This window comes from Mariniluteicoccus flavus (genome assembly GCF_054776655.1).
In genome coordinates, this window is record NZ_BAAHBN010000009.1 from 1 (window position 1) to 15,090 (window position 15,090).

General features: G+C 72.0%; 15 protein-coding genes and 1 tRNA gene. 3 read left to right on the forward strand and 13 right to left on the reverse strand.

Annotated elements, in window-relative coordinates; all coding sequences use genetic code 11:
- Positions 1-1,035 precede the first annotated feature (1,035 nt).
- Positions 1,036-2,202: an acyl-CoA dehydrogenase family protein gene (locus ACYVAG_RS13580; protein ID WP_460770478.1), complete on the reverse strand. Its 1,167-nt coding sequence runs from the start codon at positions 2,200-2,202 to the stop codon at positions 1,036-1,038.
- Positions 2,203-2,242: 40 nt separating this feature from the next.
- Positions 2,243-4,777: a penicillin acylase family protein gene (locus ACYVAG_RS13585; protein ID WP_460770480.1), complete on the reverse strand. Its 2,535-nt coding sequence runs from the start codon at positions 4,775-4,777 to the stop codon at positions 2,243-2,245.
- A 96-nt stretch (positions 4,778-4,873) separates the two neighbouring features.
- On the opposite strand from ACYVAG_RS13585, the gene ACYVAG_RS13590 reads away from it, so the two are divergent.
- From ACYVAG_RS13590 to ACYVAG_RS13600, 3 genes are all read left to right on the forward strand, one after another.
- Positions 4,874-5,188 carry an FmdB family zinc ribbon protein gene (locus ACYVAG_RS13590; RefSeq protein ID WP_460770482.1) on the forward strand — a complete coding sequence of 105 codons (315 nt, stop codon included), beginning with the start codon at positions 4,874-4,876 and terminating at the stop codon, positions 5,186-5,188.
- Between the two features lie 109 nt (positions 5,189-5,297).
- Positions 5,298-6,011 carry a Flp pilus assembly protein CpaB gene (cpaB, locus tag ACYVAG_RS13595; RefSeq protein WP_460770484.1) on the forward strand — a complete coding sequence of 238 codons (714 nt, stop codon included), beginning with the start codon at positions 5,298-5,300 and terminating at the stop codon, positions 6,009-6,011.
- Between the two features lie 146 nt (positions 6,012-6,157).
- Complete coding sequence (locus ACYVAG_RS13600) at positions 6,158-6,517, forward strand: large conductance mechanosensitive channel protein MscL (RefSeq protein ID WP_460770486.1); 360 nt, start codon at positions 6,158-6,160, stop codon at positions 6,515-6,517.
- Positions 6,518-6,629: 112 nt separating this feature from the next.
- Here the strand turns inward: ACYVAG_RS13600 and ACYVAG_RS13605 are convergent, their stop codons facing one another.
- The 11 genes from ACYVAG_RS13605 to ACYVAG_RS13655 all read right to left on the reverse strand — a co-directional run bounded on the left by ACYVAG_RS13605 (position 6,630) and on the right by ACYVAG_RS13655 (position 15,089).
- Positions 6,630-6,965: a hypothetical protein gene (locus tag ACYVAG_RS13605; protein ID WP_460770488.1), complete on the reverse strand. Its 336-nt coding sequence runs from the start codon at positions 6,963-6,965 to the stop codon at positions 6,630-6,632.
- Positions 6,962-8,341 (reverse strand): UTP--glucose-1-phosphate uridylyltransferase, encoded by a 1,380-nt coding sequence (locus ACYVAG_RS13610; RefSeq protein WP_460770490.1) that lies wholly within the window; start codon positions 8,339-8,341, stop codon positions 6,962-6,964. Before ACYVAG_RS13610 ends, ACYVAG_RS13605 begins: the two co-directional genes overlap by 4 nt.
- Before the next feature lie 23 nt (positions 8,342-8,364).
- The gene (locus ACYVAG_RS13615) at positions 8,365-8,706 is read right to left on the reverse strand and encodes a hypothetical protein (RefSeq protein WP_460770491.1); all 342 of its coding nucleotides are present in this window, start codon (positions 8,704-8,706) and stop codon (positions 8,365-8,367) included.
- 9 nt (positions 8,707-8,715) lie between these two features.
- A complete protein-coding gene (locus ACYVAG_RS13620) occupies positions 8,716-9,705 on the reverse strand; it encodes a permease (protein ID WP_460770493.1) in 990 nt (329 codons plus the stop codon).
- Entirely contained in the window at positions 9,702-10,379 is a 678-nt protein-coding gene (locus ACYVAG_RS13625; RefSeq protein ID WP_460770494.1) for a TIGR03943 family putative permease subunit, read from the reverse strand. Before ACYVAG_RS13625 ends, ACYVAG_RS13620 begins: the two co-directional genes overlap by 4 nt.
- A 24-nt stretch (positions 10,380-10,403) precedes the next feature.
- Positions 10,404-10,479: transfer RNA gene (locus tag ACYVAG_RS13630), tRNA-Arg, on the reverse strand.
- Between the two features lie 350 nt (positions 10,480-10,829).
- Complete coding sequence (trxA, locus tag ACYVAG_RS13635) at positions 10,830-11,159, reverse strand: thioredoxin (RefSeq protein WP_460770496.1); 330 nt, start codon at positions 11,157-11,159, stop codon at positions 10,830-10,832.
- A gap of 77 nt (positions 11,160-11,236) precedes the next feature.
- Positions 11,237-12,310 carry a hypothetical protein gene (locus tag ACYVAG_RS13640; protein WP_460770498.1) on the reverse strand — a complete coding sequence of 358 codons (1,074 nt, stop codon included), beginning with the start codon at positions 12,308-12,310 and terminating at the stop codon, positions 11,237-11,239.
- Positions 12,310-12,999 (reverse strand): metal-dependent transcriptional regulator, encoded by a 690-nt coding sequence (locus tag ACYVAG_RS13645; RefSeq protein WP_460770500.1) that lies wholly within the window; start codon positions 12,997-12,999, stop codon positions 12,310-12,312. Before ACYVAG_RS13645 ends, ACYVAG_RS13640 begins: the two co-directional genes overlap by 1 nt.
- 9 nt (positions 13,000-13,008) lie before the next feature.
- Positions 13,009-14,145 (reverse strand): N-acetylglucosamine-6-phosphate deacetylase, encoded by a 1,137-nt coding sequence (gene nagA / locus ACYVAG_RS13650; RefSeq protein ID WP_460770502.1) that lies wholly within the window; start codon positions 14,143-14,145, stop codon positions 13,009-13,011.
- A complete protein-coding gene (locus tag ACYVAG_RS13655; RefSeq protein WP_460770504.1) occupies positions 14,142-15,089 on the reverse strand; it encodes an ROK family protein in 948 nt (315 codons plus the stop codon). Before ACYVAG_RS13655 ends, nagA begins: the two co-directional genes overlap by 4 nt.
- Between the last annotated feature and the right edge of the window lies 1 nt (position 15,090).

A 15,090-nucleotide genomic window follows, 5' to 3' on the forward strand; every position in this document is an offset into this window, starting at 1 on the left:
GCGTTCGAGGACGGCTTTGATCATCTCGGGCAGGAATCCGCCCTCCCCGGTCAACGCCACGCCCCGCTCACCGGTCGCGGCCATCAACTTGTCGAGCATCGCGTCGTCGAACAGCTCACGACGTAACAGGCGCGCCTCAGGCTCGTCCTCGGCGCCCTTCTTCGGCTTGGTCATAGACACAGTCAATCTCCTTCAATCGGAGACCCCCACTTACACAGACCATCTGACACCCCCGCAGGAACGAACCCCACATGCGGGGTTCGCGCTGAACCCCAGGGTTCGCGCTCGACGTTGCAGGGTTCGTGGTGAACCTCAGGGTTCGCGCTCGTGTACGGCTCCTCGTCTCGCTGGCGCTCGCTCGGAGAACGTCCCCCTCACGCACCTTTAGCGACACCCCAGGGTTCGTGCTGAACCCGAGGGTTCGCCCTCACGTACCCCCTCCACCACGAACCCCACGGTGCAGGACGCACCCCACATGCAGGGTTCGCGCTGAACCCCGGGGTTCGCCCCCGCGTACGCTCCTCGTCTCGCTGGCGCTCGCTCGGAGAACGTCCCCCTCACGCACCTTTAGCGACACCCCAGGGTTCGTGCTGAACCCGAGGGTTCGCCCTCGCGTACCCCCTCCACCACGAACCCCACGGTGCAGGACGCACCCCACATGCGGGGTTCGCGCTGAACCCCAGGGTTCGCGCTCGACGTTGCAGGGTTCGCGGTGAACCCCAGGGTTCCCGCTCGCGTACGCTCCTCGTCTCGCTGGCGCTCGCTCGGAGAACGTCCCCCTCACTCACCTCGGGGTTCGCGCTCGCGTACGGCTCCTCGTCTCGCTGGCGCTCGCTCGGAGAACGTCCCCCTCACGCACCCCAGGGTTCGCGCTCGCCCACCGCTCCTCGTCTCGCTGGCGCTCGCTCGGAGAACGTCCCCCTCACTCACCCCAGGGTTCGCGCTCGCGTACGCTCCTCGTCTCGCTGGCGCTCGCTCGGAGAACGTCCCCCTCCTTCGCCCTTCGCGACCTCACCACCCCCAACGACACTCCACTCAACTGAACGCCGACTCCCCCGTCAGCGCCTGCCCGATCATCAGCTGGTGCACCTCGGCCGTGCCCTCATAGGTCAACACCGACTCCAGGTTGTTCGCGTGCCTGATCACCGGATATTCCAGCGAGATGCCGTTCGCCCCGAGGATCGTCCGGCACTCCCGCGCCACCGCGATCGCCGTCCGCGTGTTGTTCAGCTTGCCCAGCGACACCTGCGCCGCCTGCAGCCCCGGCCCCTCCTTGAGCCGCCCCAGGTGCAGTGCCAGCAACATCCCGTTGCCCACCTGCACCGCCATGTCCGCCAGCTTGGCCTGCGTCAGCTGGAACGACGCCAGCGGCCGGTCGAACACCTCCCGCTCCATCGCATAGCGCCGCGCCGTCTCCAGGCAGTCGTCGGCCGCGCCCATGACCCCGAACACGATGCCGAACCGCGCCTCGCTCAGGCACGTCAGCGGCCCGCGCAATCCCTGCGCCTCCGGAAGTTCCGCCGCCGCGGGCAGGCGTACGTCGGTCAGCACCAGCTCGCTGGTCACCGACGCCCGCAGCGACATCTTGCGGTGGATCGCGGTCGCCGCGAACCCCGGCGTGTCGGTCGGCACCACGAACCCGCGTACGCCGGCGTCCGTGCGCGCCCACACCACCGCGACGTCCGCGACCGAGCCGTTGGTGATCCACATCTTCGTGCCGTTCAGCACCCAGTCGTCGCCGTCGCGGACCGCGCGCGTGCGCATGCCGGCCGGGTTCGACCCGAAGTCGGGCTCGGTCAGCCCGAAGCAGCCGATCGCCTCGCCCGCCGCCATGCGCGGCAGCCACTCCTGCTTCTGCTCCTCCGACCCGAAGCGGTGGATCGCGAACATCGCCAGCGATCCCTGGACCGACATCAGGGAACGGATTCCCGAGTCGATCGCCTCGAGCGCGAAGCACGCCATGCCATATTCGACGGCGCTCGCGCCCTGGCACCCGTAGCCCTCGAGGTGCATGCCGAGCACCCCGAGGTCGCCGAGCGTACGCGTCAGCTCACGGACGGGGACCTCTCCACGGTCGAACCAGTCGCCGACGTGGTCGGCGGCGTGCGTACGCCCCCACGCGCGGACGCTGTCGGCGACGGCGCGTTCGGTGTCGGACAACAGGGAATCGAGGGCGAAGAGCTCGCGCACAGACATGGCCATGCGACCAACCTACGCCCCCGACCACGTGTCAGGCCACGGGTCACCCCGGCGGGCTCAGTGTCTGCGTCGTCACACCCTCCGCCTCGACGCGGGCGCGCGAGGATCGCCACGGCACATAGTGATTGCGGGCCAGCAGCGGCAGCTGGTCGTCGTAGTTCTCATGGAACGCGTGGCCGGAATTCCCGCTCTGGTTGACCCAGCGCGAGTTGTCCAGGTCGGCCAGGTCGACCACCATCTTCATCGTCGGCCCGTTGGTCACCGCGAATCCGCGCTTCGCCCCGTCCCACGCGAAGGCCTCGACCACGGCCGTGCCGCCGCCCACCGGCAGGTCGCCCCGGTTGAAGATCTGTTCCACCACGGCGATTCCCGAGGTGCCGAGCGTCTTGTGCTCGAGCTTCAGGCGGTGGAGTCGGCCCCACTCCCACGTGTCGGGATCGCGGCCCATCAGCACCGTGATCTCCTTGCGGGCCTCGGTCAGGGCCTGCGACAGGATGGTGTCGCGGTTCTCCACCGCGAGCGTCGTCGTGTCGTCCCACCACTTGTTGTTGGGGTCGCGCATGAGCTCGGCGATCACGCCGTACCAGCGATCGGACGCGACGGGCCGCAGCGGTTCCGGCATCTCGTCGTCGAACGTCAGCTCGAGGATCTTCGCCATCGCCACGTGGAAGAACGCCGCCCCGGCCGACGACGCGTCGGAGCGGTAGTCCCAGGCCCCCAGCACGCGCTGGCCGTCGGCCACCCAGTCGCGGCCCGGGGCGGCGCGCAGCAGGCCGGGGACGATGAGGTTGGCGTACCGCACGGTGGTGTCGGCCTGCAGCCGCGTCGCGTCGTCGACGGTCAACGGTCCGGTGTGCTGGTTGAGAAGGTCGACCAGCTGCTGCGAGCGCCAGCCCACCGACGGGTCGTTGCCGAGCACGTGCGGATAGCCGTCGATGATCTGCTGGTTCGCCGCCACGATGTAGCCCTTGTCGGGGTTGTACGCGTACGGCAGCTGCTCGAACGGGATGTATCCCGCCCAGTCGTTCGCCGGGTCGGACCCGTCCAACGGCGTCACCCCGGTCCCCTGCCGCCGCATCGGCACGTCGCCCGGCAGCTGGTAGCCGATGTTGCCGTCGACGTCGGCGTACAGGAGGTTCTGCGACGGCGCGTGCAACTGCGACGCCGCCTTCCGGAACGCCGCGAAGTCGCCGGCCTGGTTCAGGTCGAAGATCGCCTCCATCGACGCGCTGGGGGTCAGCGCCGTCCAGCCCAGGGCCACCGCCGTGTCGGTCGCGCCGTCGCGAGCGCTGACCGGCAGCCCCTTCAGCTGGCGGTCGACGTCGGACAGCAGCGGCCCGTGGACCGTCTCCCGCACCGTGATCTGTCGCTCGGGTCCCCCGGCCACCTTGATCGTCTCCGATCGCTCCTCGATGTCGACCAGGTCGTCACCGCGCCGATATCGGTCGCCGACGAGCTGCTCGACGAACAGGTCCTGCGTGTCGAGGTAGGGCGTCGTGAACCCCCACGAGATGCGCGTGTTGTGTCCGATGATGACGCCGGGCATGCCGGAGAACGAGAAGCCCGTCACGTCGAACGGGCACGCCTCGCTGATGGTCGTGCAGTGCAGCCCGACCTGCTGGAAGATCGACGGGATGGAGGTCGCGAGGTGGGGATCGTTGGCCAGGATGGGCTTCCCGGTCGCCGACCGGTTGCCGGCGACCACCCACGAGTTCGAACCGACCTCGCCGCCGAGCGCCGGGTTGGCGACCAGGTCCGGAACCGCCCGATCGGCCTGTGCGGCGGCGAGCAGCGCCTCGCGCGCCTCGGCCGTGGGGGCGGCGTTCGGCGGCGCCGGGCGGGCCTGGCCGGTCGCGTTCGGGTCGAACCTCCCGTCGACGACGGCGCCGTCGGTCACGACGGGTTCGAAGACGTGCGGGTCATAGTTGGGCACCAGGTCGCCGGCCCGCGTCTGGCCCACCAGCGGCGCCATCACGGCCTGCTCGACCTCCTGCAGGCGGTTGCCGGACAGGTCCCACGCCATCGCCTTCAGCCACGCCAGCGAGTCCACCGCGGTCCACGGCGCCGGCCGCACCTGGTTCCCCTGCAACCCCAGCAGCGTGTATTCCAGCGACAGCTCCGGCGCCGAGCGCGAGCCGGCGTACGCGTTCACGCCCGCGGCGTACGCGTCCAGGAACCTCCGGCTCCGCGACGACAGGAGCCCGAGCTCACGCTCGGCGACGCGCCGCCAGCCCATGGTGCGGACGTACGCGTCGGTCTCGACCGTCGGGGCGCCGAACATCTCCGACAGGCGCCCCGCGGTGATGTGGCGGCGCACATCCATCTCGAAGAAGCGCTCCTGGGCGTGGACGTAGCCCTGTGCCGCGAACAGGTCCTCGGCGGTCTCGGCATAGATGTGGGCGACGCCCTTCGCATCGCGGACCACCCGCACGGGGTGGCCCAGCGGCTGCACCACCACCTCGCCCGCGGTCGTCGGGAACGACTCGCGCACGGTCACCACCGCGAGGCTCGCGATGGCCGCGAGCGCGAGGACGAGCGTGAGGACCACGCCGATGAGACCGCGGGGGATGTGACGCATGCGCTGCATGCTAGCCGCCGCAGTGCACGAATCGGCCGATCACGCTGGCAGTCGGTATGCTTGAGTGCCAACCCGAACCGCCGCCGACGGAGTCCCATGCCGACATATCAATACCGCTGCAAGGAATGCGCGTCCGACCTCGAGGTCGTCCAGAAGTTCACCGACGACGCCCTCACCACCTGCCCGTCCTGCGGGGCCGAGGCGCTGCGCAAGGTCTACAACGCCGTCGGCGTCCACTTCAAGGGCTCGGGGTTCTATCGCACCGACTCCAAGGCGTCGTCCGCCCCGAAGACGGGATCGTCCGAGTCGGGCGCCAAGAAGCCCGACGCCAAGCCGTCCGACTCCGGCGCGAAGAAGGCGGACGCCAAGCCCGCGGCCGCGTCGTCCACGGGCAGCGGCTCGACGACCTGACCTGGTCACCCGTCGCCCTGGACACCCCGTCGCCTGTGGACAACGAATAGCCCTGTGGACAACCGGCCGACCGTGAACCGTCGGCCGGTTCCGCCGCCATGGTGGCGGCATGACCCACCTGTTCCGCAGTCCTGAGCCGTCGCGTACGCCCACCCCCGCCCGGGGTCAGGGCCCGTGGCGACCGGCGCCCTCGTCACCGCTCCGCGCCCCCGCCCGCGTGATCGCCCGCCACCGACGGGCCCTCGCCGCCCTGGCAGCCGGCCTGTCGGTGGCCGCGGCCGTCGGCGCGATCAGCCCGGGGCCGCCGCCCACCCACCCCGTGGTGGTGGCCGCGCGCCCCGTCACCGCGGGCGCGGCGCTGGCCGCCGATGACCTCATGATCGCCCACTACCCGACCGGTCTCGGCCCCGCCGACGCCATCTCCGACCCCGCCCGCCTGGTCGGCCGGCCCGCGGTGACCGGCCTGGCCCCCGGCTCCCCCGTGACCGCCGCGACCGTGGTGTCCCCCGACTCGCTGCGCGCCTCGCCCGGCCGCGCCCTCGTGCCCGTGCGGCTGGCCGACCCCACCACGACACAACTGGTCCGGCCCGGCGACCGGGTCGACGTGCTCGCCCTCCCGACCGACGGCCAGCCGGCGAAGGTCGTGGCCCGCGGGGCGCGCGTGGCCGCGCTGCCGGGCCGGTCGGCGCCGCCGGGGCCGCTGGGCGGCGACGACGGCTCGGCGAGCGCCACGATCCTGTTCGAGGTCGACCACGAGGCCGCGCCGGCGCTGGCGCAGGCGGCCTCAATGACGAGGCTGTCGATCATCCTGCGCGGCACCTGAGTGGGGCGAACGACCAACCCCGACGGTGGCCCGACCCGCGGTCAGCGACACGCCGACAGATTTCCGACCTTGCGGTAACCGGCTGCTACATTCTTCGCTGCCGCCTGCTCAGAGTGAGACGGGCGACGAAACCAAGGAGAAAGTTTATGAAGGGCTTCAAGGAATTCCTCCTGAAGGGCAACCTGATCGAACTCGCCATCGCCTTCATCATGGGCTCGGCTTTCGCCGCCGTCGTGAAGAGCTTCGCCGAGCTGCTGATCAACCTCGTCGCGCGCCTCGCGGGCTTCGATCCGACCAAGTCGTTCACCGGGACCACCGTCTTCGGCCTCAACATCGGCGAGTTCCTGGGCGCCGCCCTGGCGTTCCTCGTCACCGCCTTCGTCCTCTACGTCGCGGTCGTCAAGCCGTACGAGCAGTACAAGAAGATGCGCGGCATCACCGACGAGAAGACCGCCACCGAGACCGAGCTGCTCGCCGAGATCCGCGACCTGCTCGCCGGCCGCTGACCCCCGATCTCAGCCGCTTCGCCTGGCAGCCACCCCTGACAGGCCCGAAGGCCCCCGCCACGACGACGTGGCGGGGGCCTTCGCCGTGGTGGCGTCGCGCGCGTGGCCCGACTCAACCCCAGTGCGGCGGCCGGTCGGCCATCAGCCGCCGCTCGTCGGCGTCCAACCGCGTACGCCCGCTCGGCGCCTGGGCGACCAGGCCAGTGACGCCGAGCTCCTGGCGCGCCGCGCGCTCGGCCGCCGCCAGCTGGGCGAAGCCCAGCCCCGCCGTCAGATGGGCCGGGATCGCGCGGCGTCGGCCGTCAGGCCGCAGCCCGCGGGCCGCCAGTTCGGCGGCCAGCACCGCCACGTCCGGCGAGGCCTGCGTTCCGAGGTCGACCTCGACGCCGGTCAGCGCGTACGCCAACGCCGAGTGCCACGCACCCCCACCCGTCGAATCCGGGCTCACGACAGGTGGGTGCCGTCGGCCACCGTCTGGGGGTCGTCGGTCGCCAACGTGACCGCGCCGGTCACCGTGACGTCGCGGCCGAAGGTCCACTCCCCCTCGACGCCGAGCGAGTCGGCGCCGACGAGCGACGGCGCCCCGTGGGGGAAGCGCGCGTCGAAGTCGCCGATCTTCTTGTAGTGCTTCGAATCCAGCGACACCAGCGGCGCCTTCTCGCGGCCGTGCAGCGCGAGGCGGCCGGCCTCGTCGACGTCGTACGCGTCCGACCGCAGCACCAGCAGGTCGTTGGTCGTCTTCACCGGCAGGAACCGCTCGCGGCCGACGGTGATCGCCGTCGCCCCCTCGAACACCTCGATCGCCGCGCCCATCGCGGTCTCGATCTGGAACACCTCGGGCGACGACGAATCGCCCGGGTCGACGGTCTTGGTGTTGCGGATGAGCGGCAGCCCCAGCACCGCGTTCCGCTCGGCCAGCACCGCCCGCACCTGCTCCAGGTCGAACCACAGGTTGTTGGTGTGGAAGAACGGGTGGCGGTGCTCGTCGGTGAAGAAGTCCATCTCCTCGTCGGGCGTCTGGGCCGTGTCCCGAAGGATCAGCCGGCCGTCGCTGCGGCGCACCGCGAGGTGGCCGCCCTTGCGGTCGGCGGCGGTCCGCGTACAGACCTCGGCCGCGTACGGCGCGCCCGTGGAGGCGAACCAGCCGGCGATGCGCGCGTCGGGCGCCGCGCCGAGGTTGTCGGAGTTCGACACCGACGCATAGCGGAAGCCCGCCTCGATCAGCTGGTCGAGCAGGCCCGACCCCCACAGCGCGGTGTAGATGTCGCCGTGGCCCGGGGGGCACCATTCGAGGCTCGGATCGGCCGGCCACTCGACCGGCTCGAGCGTGTCGGTGCGCAGCTTCGGCTCCTGGTTCTGCAGGAAGTCCAGCGGCAGCCCGTCGACGGCGAGGTCGGCGTACGCCCCCAGTGCCTCCAGCGAGTCGTCGCGGGTGCGGAAGCTGTTCATCAGCACCAAGGGCAGGCGTACGCCGTGCTCCGCGCGCGCCGCCAGCACCTGGGCGACGATCAGGTCGAGGAACGTGCGCCCGTCGCGCACGGGCAGCAGCGACTTGGCCTTCGCCATCCCCATCGACGTGCCGAGGCCGCCGTTGAGCTTGATGATCGCGGTCTGGGCGAACGCCTCGCGCGCCGCGGCCTCGTCGACCTCGGCGTCGGCCAGGCGATCGGGGTCGGCCAGGGGCTCGATGGTGTCCTCGGGAATCAGGCCGGTGCGGCCGGCCTCGAGCTCGTCGTAGTAGTGGCTGAAGACCTCGATCGCCGACGCGTGTACGCCGGCCCGGGTCATCTTGTCGCGGGCCTTCTGACGTCCTTCAGGGCTCATGGCCGCGAGTCTAGTGGCCGCGGTCAGTTCACTCCGGCACCCAGCAGGACGATGCCGGCGACCCCGAGGACCGCGGTGACGACGAGCAGCCCGGCCGTGAGCGGACCCCTGTCGCGCCGCAGCCCGACGAACCCCGTGACGGCCGCGGCGGCGAAGCAGGCGGCGCCGCCCAGCAGGGCGGCGTGGGGCAGGTACGCGTACGTCCAACCCAGCCCGGCGGCGAGGATCAGGCAGGTCAGCGGCAGGCTGATGGCGAGCCCCGAGTCCATGGCGGACAGGAAGGTGCGCCGACGCTCCTGGCCCTCGGCGAGGCGATCGTCGAGCCCGCCGAGCGCCCGATCGCTGAAGTCGCGGCGGTCTCCCATGCGGGGAGTCTAGAGCAGCGCCCCGCCCACCAGCACCGCGCTGAGCACGCACACCACGAACGTCACCGGGGCGAAGCGCAGCGCGAAGTCACGCCCGAACGTGCCCCACTGCATGGCGAACAGCTTGATGTCGACCATGGGGCTGACCACCATGAACACCAGCCGCGCCGTGGGCGAGAACGCCGTCAGCGAGGCGGCCACGAACGCGTCGGCCTCCGAGCAGATCGACACCACGACGGCGAGCACGGCCAGCGCGAGGATCGACACCCACCAGTTCTCGGCGACCACGCGCAGCACCGACCGTGGCACCAGCACGTTGATCGTCGCGGTCACCGCGGCCCCGACGACCAGGTAGCCGCCCGCGTGGAGGAAGTCGTGCAGCGCCGTGGCGCGGAAGAGGTCCCAGCGTGACCCGCCGGGATGGGCGTGGCCGTCGCCGCCGGCCAGCCACTGCTCGCGGCCCAGCCCCACCCACAGCCAGCCGATCACCAGCGCCGCAAGCAGCGACGCCGCGAACCGGGCGAGCACCATCATCGGCTGGCCGGGGAACGCCACGGCGGTCGCGATCAACACGACCGGATTGATGGCGGGCGCGGCCACCAGGAACGTCAGCGCGGCCGCCGGCGAGACCCCCTGCCGCATCAGCGAGTTGGCGACCGGGACGGACGCGCACTCGCAGCCCGGGAGCACCATGCCGGCGGCGCCCGCGGCCGGGACGGCCAGCACCGCGCGGCGCGGCATCATCCGGTCGAGCACGCGGGCCGGCACGAAGGCCGTCACCAGCCCCGACACGATGACGCCGAGGGCCAGGAACGGCGCCGCCTGGACGCAGATCGCCACGACGACCACCAGCCAGGCGTTGACCGCGTCCGGCAGCGGCAAGGCGCGCGACAGCACGTCGCGTCCGAGCGTCAGCTCCACGAACACGACGAGCGCCGCCACCGGCACGGCCCACTGCCAGGCCGGAGCCCTCGTCGACGACGTCGTGGGAGCCCTCACAGGTAGGGCTCCGCGGGCGCCGGGATCCGGCGTACGGATTCGACCCGCAGGGCCGCGGACAGCTCGCCCGGCGGTGCGTACGCGCCCACAACCTCCACCCACGTGTCGTCGGGGAGCTGCTCGGCGCCCCGCGCGGTGATGCGGTAGGCGCCCGCGTCCGACGCGCAGCACATCACGGCGAGCCGCGTCAGGTCCCAGTCGGCCTCGGGGCCGTTGGGGTGGGTGACGAAGCCGATGATGCGGAACCGCCGCTCGCGCAGCGGGGTCGGGTCGCTGTAGATCGAGCGGATCACGTAGTGGTCGGCGCGCATGGTGACCACGTCCTCCCCCGGCGGCAGCGGCGCGACCTGCACCCCGGGCGCCGGGCCCGCGACCGCCGACCGGGCCGAGAAGGCGCCGAGCGGCATCGGGTTCAGCAGCGCCACGACGAGCACGGGAATCGCCAGGAACCAGGCCGCCCGCGGCAGGTGGTGGTGGTGGTGGTCGCCGTTGATCTGGCGCGGCAGCGACCAGAGGCCGAGGAACAGGAAGAACGCGCCGGTGAGCAGGATCCACGGACCCATGGACGCCTTCACGTAGTGGGTGTGCTCGCCGGTCATCGCGAGCCGCGCCAACAGGAGCCCGAACACAGCGGCGAGGGTCGGTCCGGCGATGGTGGCGGCTCCTCGCACCACTCCCCCTCGTCGACGTCGTCAGTGTGGCGGCCCCAGCAGGATTCGAACCTGCGACACAAGGTTTAGGAAACCTCTGCTCTATCCCCTGAGCTATGGGGCCCTGCACCCCCGTCGCGTGCGGCGCCGGGCGCCGGACCAGAGTAGCCGACCGCGTGCCGATCCGCCCGTGCCACATGAGAATCCCCTCACAATCACCACGAATCCAGTAATTGAAGGTGAACGGAGTTTGACCGCCGTGCAACATCGCCTAACCTTGATCACAGAGAGCGTCAGTGAATGTCTCCTGGGGGTGGGTAGACATGGTGCGTGAGCCCGTTCACTGACGCTCTCGTCATCTCCCGGCGCGGTTCGCCACAGCGGACCACGCAGGACACAGCGAGGCCCGGACCACCTGGTCCGGGCCTCGCTTCGTCCGTCCTGGACCGCGTCAGGTCCAGGGGCGCGTACGCCTCACTCCGCCGGCATCTCCTTGACCGCGGACACGAGCTGGTCGAGCTGGCCCGGGTTCATGACCCCGGCCTGGTTGAAGACCAGGTTGCCCTTGTTGAAGGCCATCACCGTGGGGATCGACTGGACGCCGAGGCTGCCCGCGATCTGCTGGTTGGCGTCGGTGTCGAGCTTCGCGAACACGACGTCGGGGTGCTTCTCCGACACCTTCTCGAAGACGGGGCTGAAGCGCTTGCACGGGCCGCACCACTCGGCCCAGAAGTCGATGAGGACGAAGTCGTTGTCCTTGATGGTCGAGGTGAAGTTCTCGGTCGTCAGTTCGATGGGTGCCATTGGGCTCTCCTCCGTAGCAGTTCGGCTGGGCTTTCGCCCGGGCGTGTTCGACTGGTTCAACGACGTTCGGGCCGCGGCTATTCCGCCGCGGCGGCCTGCACCGTGATCCCGGGCACCGGCGCGCCCATGCTGCGGGCGATGTCGGCGCCGATGTCGCGGATGACGCGGCCCGGTCCCACCGTGCGGCCGGCCACGGCCGAGATCAGCGCACTCATGCCGGGCAGGGCCTCGTTCGGATCGGGACGGTCCGGCACCGTGCCGGCCAGCAACGGGTTCGATCCGTCGTTCCAGGGCTGGGTCACGCGCTCCCAGGTGCGCAGCCACGCCTCGGAGATCTCGGCGGTCGACGGCACGCCAAAGAAGTGGCCAACCGGGGCGTGGTGGCGCAGCGCCACGATGGGCGAGTCCACATAGAGCAGGGCCAGGCGTACGCGGGCGTCGAGGTCGCGCCGCTCCTCGAGGTCACCGCGGGTCGCGAACCGGCAGGGGTTCGGGCAGGTGTCGCCCGCATCGGGGCGCGCGCCGGCGCCGACGGTCTCGTGGTTCATCGCACACACGGCCAGCGCGTCGCCGAGCCGCGAGTGGAAGCGGTCGAGATAGGCCGTGTAACCCGCCTGGTCGCCGTTGCACGCGTTCAGCGAGCGCTTCGCGGTCGCCCGCAGCGCCGACGAGTGGGGGCACTCGGGGTCGTCGGTCCCCCACCGCTCGCCGACCTGGCGGCCCAGCTGCAGGGGGTCGCCGCCGTGGCCGAGACGCGACTCCCAGGCGAGCTGGCAGAGGTATTCGCCGATCAGGTGGGCGGTCACGACGACCTGCAGCGGCTCGTGGCGCAGCGCACGCAGCTCCATCACCTCGAGCATCAGCTCATAGAGCGGCACCAGCGAGCCGAGGGCGCCACGCTGGCGGTCCTTCGGCTTCAGCGGGAAGCACGACTCGGCGAGCCGGTGGGCCCACGGCGCGGAGAACCCGCTGGCCACCGTGGCGAAGTCCTCCGCGTCCAGGTCGAGCACGCGTTTCGCCGCGCCCGCGAGGTCGCGGGCCTGGCGCAGGTTCTTGGGCCCGCCGTCGCCCGGGAGCGAGGCCTGGAGCAGCGCCGCGATCGCGTCATACCAATGACCGGTGAGCAGGCCGACGACGGCGCGCTCCGGCATCAGTCCTCCGCCACGGCGTACAGGTGGGTGGCGGCGTCGAGCGCGATCTCACAGCCGCGTCCGCCGTCGGGGACCAGGCGTACGCCCAGGCCGCCCAGTTCGGCGGTGACGACGACGCCGGGCACGACGCCCGAGTCCTTGAGGGTCGCCAGCATGTCGGTCTCGGCCTGGATGTTCTCCGAGATCCGCCGCAGCCTCAGCCGGACGGGCCCGTCGGCGACGAGCTCCGATACGGGCGCGGTGTTGGCGCGGAAGTCCTCGGTCGACCGGCCGCCGAGCTCGGTCAGGCCGGGGATCGGGTTGCCGTAGGGCGACTCGACCGGGTCGGCGAGGATCGTGACGAGGCGGCGCTCGACCTCCTCGGAGATCACGTGCTCCCAGCGGCAGGCCTCGTCGTGGACGAGGTCCCAGTCGAGGCCGATGACGTCGATGAGGAGGCGCTCGGCGAGGCGGTGCTTGCGCATCACCTTCATGGCGAGGTCGCGGCCGGTCTCGCTGAGCTCGATGTGGCGGTCCCCCGACACGGTCAGCAGGCCGTCGCGCTCCATGCGCGCAACCGTCTGGGACACCGTGGGGCCGCTCTGGTGGAGGCGCTCGGCGATGCGTGCCCGCAGCGGGACGATGCCTTCTTCCTCGAGTTCGAAGATGGTCCGCAGATACATCTCGGTGGTGTCGATGAGGTCGCTCACGCGTGAACCCTACCCTGCGGGGGTGAGCCAGCGCCCGCGTCGCATCACGCGGTGCGGGCGGCCCTCGGCGTCGGTGAGGACGAGGTCGGCGTACCGCCCCGGGACGAGCGCTCCGACGTCGCCGAGACCGTGGACGCGGGCGGGCGTCGACGCGGCCATCGCGGCGACCGCGGGAAGGGGCGTGCCGAGGCGGACGGCGTGGGCGACCGCGCGGTCCATCGTGAGGGTCGACCCGGCGATGGCCCCCAGCGAACCGTCCTCCTCCAGGATGCGCGCCACGTCGCCGACCACCCGGGCCCTGAGCGCGCCGAGGGTGTAGTCGCCGTCCGACAGCCCCGTCGCGGCCATCGCGTCGGTGATGAGGATGACCCGCTCGGGCCCGGCGGCGGCGACGGCCAGGCGGATCACGTCGTCGTGGAGGTGGACGCCGTCGCAGATGAGCTCGACCGCCACGCGGGGGTCGTCGAGCAGGGCGGGCACCGGGCCGGGCTCGCGGTGGTGGATCCCCCGCATCGCGTTGAACAGGTGGGTCGCGACGCGCGCGCCCGCGTCGATGGCGCTGCGGCAGAGGGCCGCGTCGGCGTCGGAGTGGCCGAACGCGACGCGGACACCGGCCGCGCGGAACGCGGCGATGGCCTCGGTGGCGTGGTCGCGCTCGGGGGCGAGGGTGACCATGGCGACCGTGCCGCGGCCCGCCTCGAGGAGGCGGGCGACCGAGACCGGGTCGGGGTCGCGGAGCAGCTCGGCCGCGTGGGCCCCCTTGCGCTCGGCCGCGAGGAAGGGACCCTCGAGGTGGATCCCGGCGAGCTCACCGGCCTCCACGAAGTCCGCGAGCAGCGCCACCTGGCGCTCCAGGTGATCGAGCGTGTTGGTGGCCAACGAGGCGAACACCGACGTGGCGCCGCGGGACCGCTGGAAGTCGAGCATCGCGCGGACGCCGTCGGCATCGGCGTCGCCGAAGTCGTGGCCCACGGCGCCGTGGGTGTGGGTGTCGACGAAGCCGGGCAGGGCCCACTCCCCCGCGTCGCCGCCGCGCCGACCGGTCGGTTCGACGGCGGCGATCCGGTCGCCCTCGACGACGATGCGGGCGCCCTCGACGACCGCGTCGGGCGTGACGGCGTACGCCACCTCGATGTGCTCGCTCACCAGAACCTCTCCCCCTTCGCCTCCGCCCCCGCCAGACCGGCGCCGAGGAGGCCCGCGTCGGGCCCGAGCTCGGCGCGCGCCAGCGTGGTGCGCCGCTGGAACGGCAGCGCCGCCAGCGTGGTCGTGATGGGCCCGGTCACCAGGTCGAGCGCCTGGGCCATGCCGCCGCCGAACACGAGCCGCTCGGGGCCGAGCAGCGTGACCAGCATCGCGGACGCCTCGGCCAGCGCCCGGCCCGCGAGGTCGAAGGCCCGGCGGGCCACGTCGTCGCCGCAGCGCGCCAGGTCGGCGAGCGCCTCGGTGCTCGGCTCGTCGGCCACGGCCGTGCCGCGCAGGCGGGCCGCGGTCCGGCGTACGCCCGAGGCGGAGGCGACGGTCTCGAGGCAGCCGGTGCCGCCGCACGGGCACGCGACGCCGGCGGCCGCGGGGAATGACGCGTGGCCGATCTCCCCCGCCCATCCGCCGCCCTGCACGACGCGTCCGTCGACGACCAGGGCGGCGGAGATGCCGGTGCCGAGCGCCATGAAGCAGAAGTCGTGCAGGCCACGGGCGCCGCCCAGGCGCCACTCGGCGATGCCGGCGGCGCGCATGTCGTGGGTGACGGCGCCGTCCAGGCCCGTCGCGGCGCGGAGGCGCTCGCGGAGCGCGACCTCGCGCCAGCCGAGGTTGGCCGCGGCCCGCACGACGCCGGCCTCGCCGTCGACGATGCCGGGCGTGCAGACGCCGAAGCCGACGACACGACCCTCGCCGGTGGCCCTCAGCGTGGCCAGCAGCTGCCCGATGGCGTCGACGACGCCGTCGGGGTCCACCTGGCCGTCCCCGTCACGGGGCGTGGGGACGCGGGTGATGGCCTCCAGCGTGCCGCCGGGGCCGACGAGCCCGCCCTTCAGGGTGGTTCCGCCGACGTCGACGGCGGCGACGGCCGGGAGGGTGTCGCGCGCCAAC

What these genes read in the sequence shown, in the direction of transcription:
- ACYVAG_RS13590 (WP_460770482.1), top strand. Translation starts at nt 4,874, where the DNA reads ATGCCGACATATCAATACCGCTGCAAGGAATGCGCGTCCGACCTCGAG.
- ACYVAG_RS13610 (WP_460770490.1), bottom strand. Translation starts at nt 8,341, where the DNA reads ATGAGCCCTGAAGGACGTCAGAAGGCCCGCGACAAGATGACCCGGGCC.
- ACYVAG_RS13640 (WP_460770498.1), bottom strand. Translation starts at nt 12,310, where the DNA reads ATGCCGGAGCGCGCCGTCGTCGGCCTGCTCACCGGTCATTGGTATGAC.
- ACYVAG_RS13600 (WP_460770486.1), top strand. Translation starts at nt 6,158, where the DNA reads ATGAAGGGCTTCAAGGAATTCCTCCTGAAGGGCAACCTGATCGAACTC.
- ACYVAG_RS13585 (WP_460770480.1), bottom strand. Translation starts at nt 4,777, where the DNA reads ATGCGTCACATCCCCCGCGGTCTCATCGGCGTGGTCCTCACGCTCGTC.
- cpaB (WP_460770484.1), top strand. Translation starts at nt 5,298, where the DNA reads ATGACCCACCTGTTCCGCAGTCCTGAGCCGTCGCGTACGCCCACCCCC.
- ACYVAG_RS13580 (WP_460770478.1), bottom strand. Translation starts at nt 2,202, where the DNA reads ATGGCCATGTCTGTGCGCGAGCTCTTCGCCCTCGATTCCCTGTTGTCC.
- trxA (WP_460770496.1), bottom strand. Translation starts at nt 11,159, where the DNA reads ATGGCACCCATCGAACTGACGACCGAGAACTTCACCTCGACCATCAAG.
- ACYVAG_RS13615 (WP_460770491.1), bottom strand. Translation starts at nt 8,706, where the DNA reads ATGGGAGACCGCCGCGACTTCAGCGATCGGGCGCTCGGCGGGCTCGAC.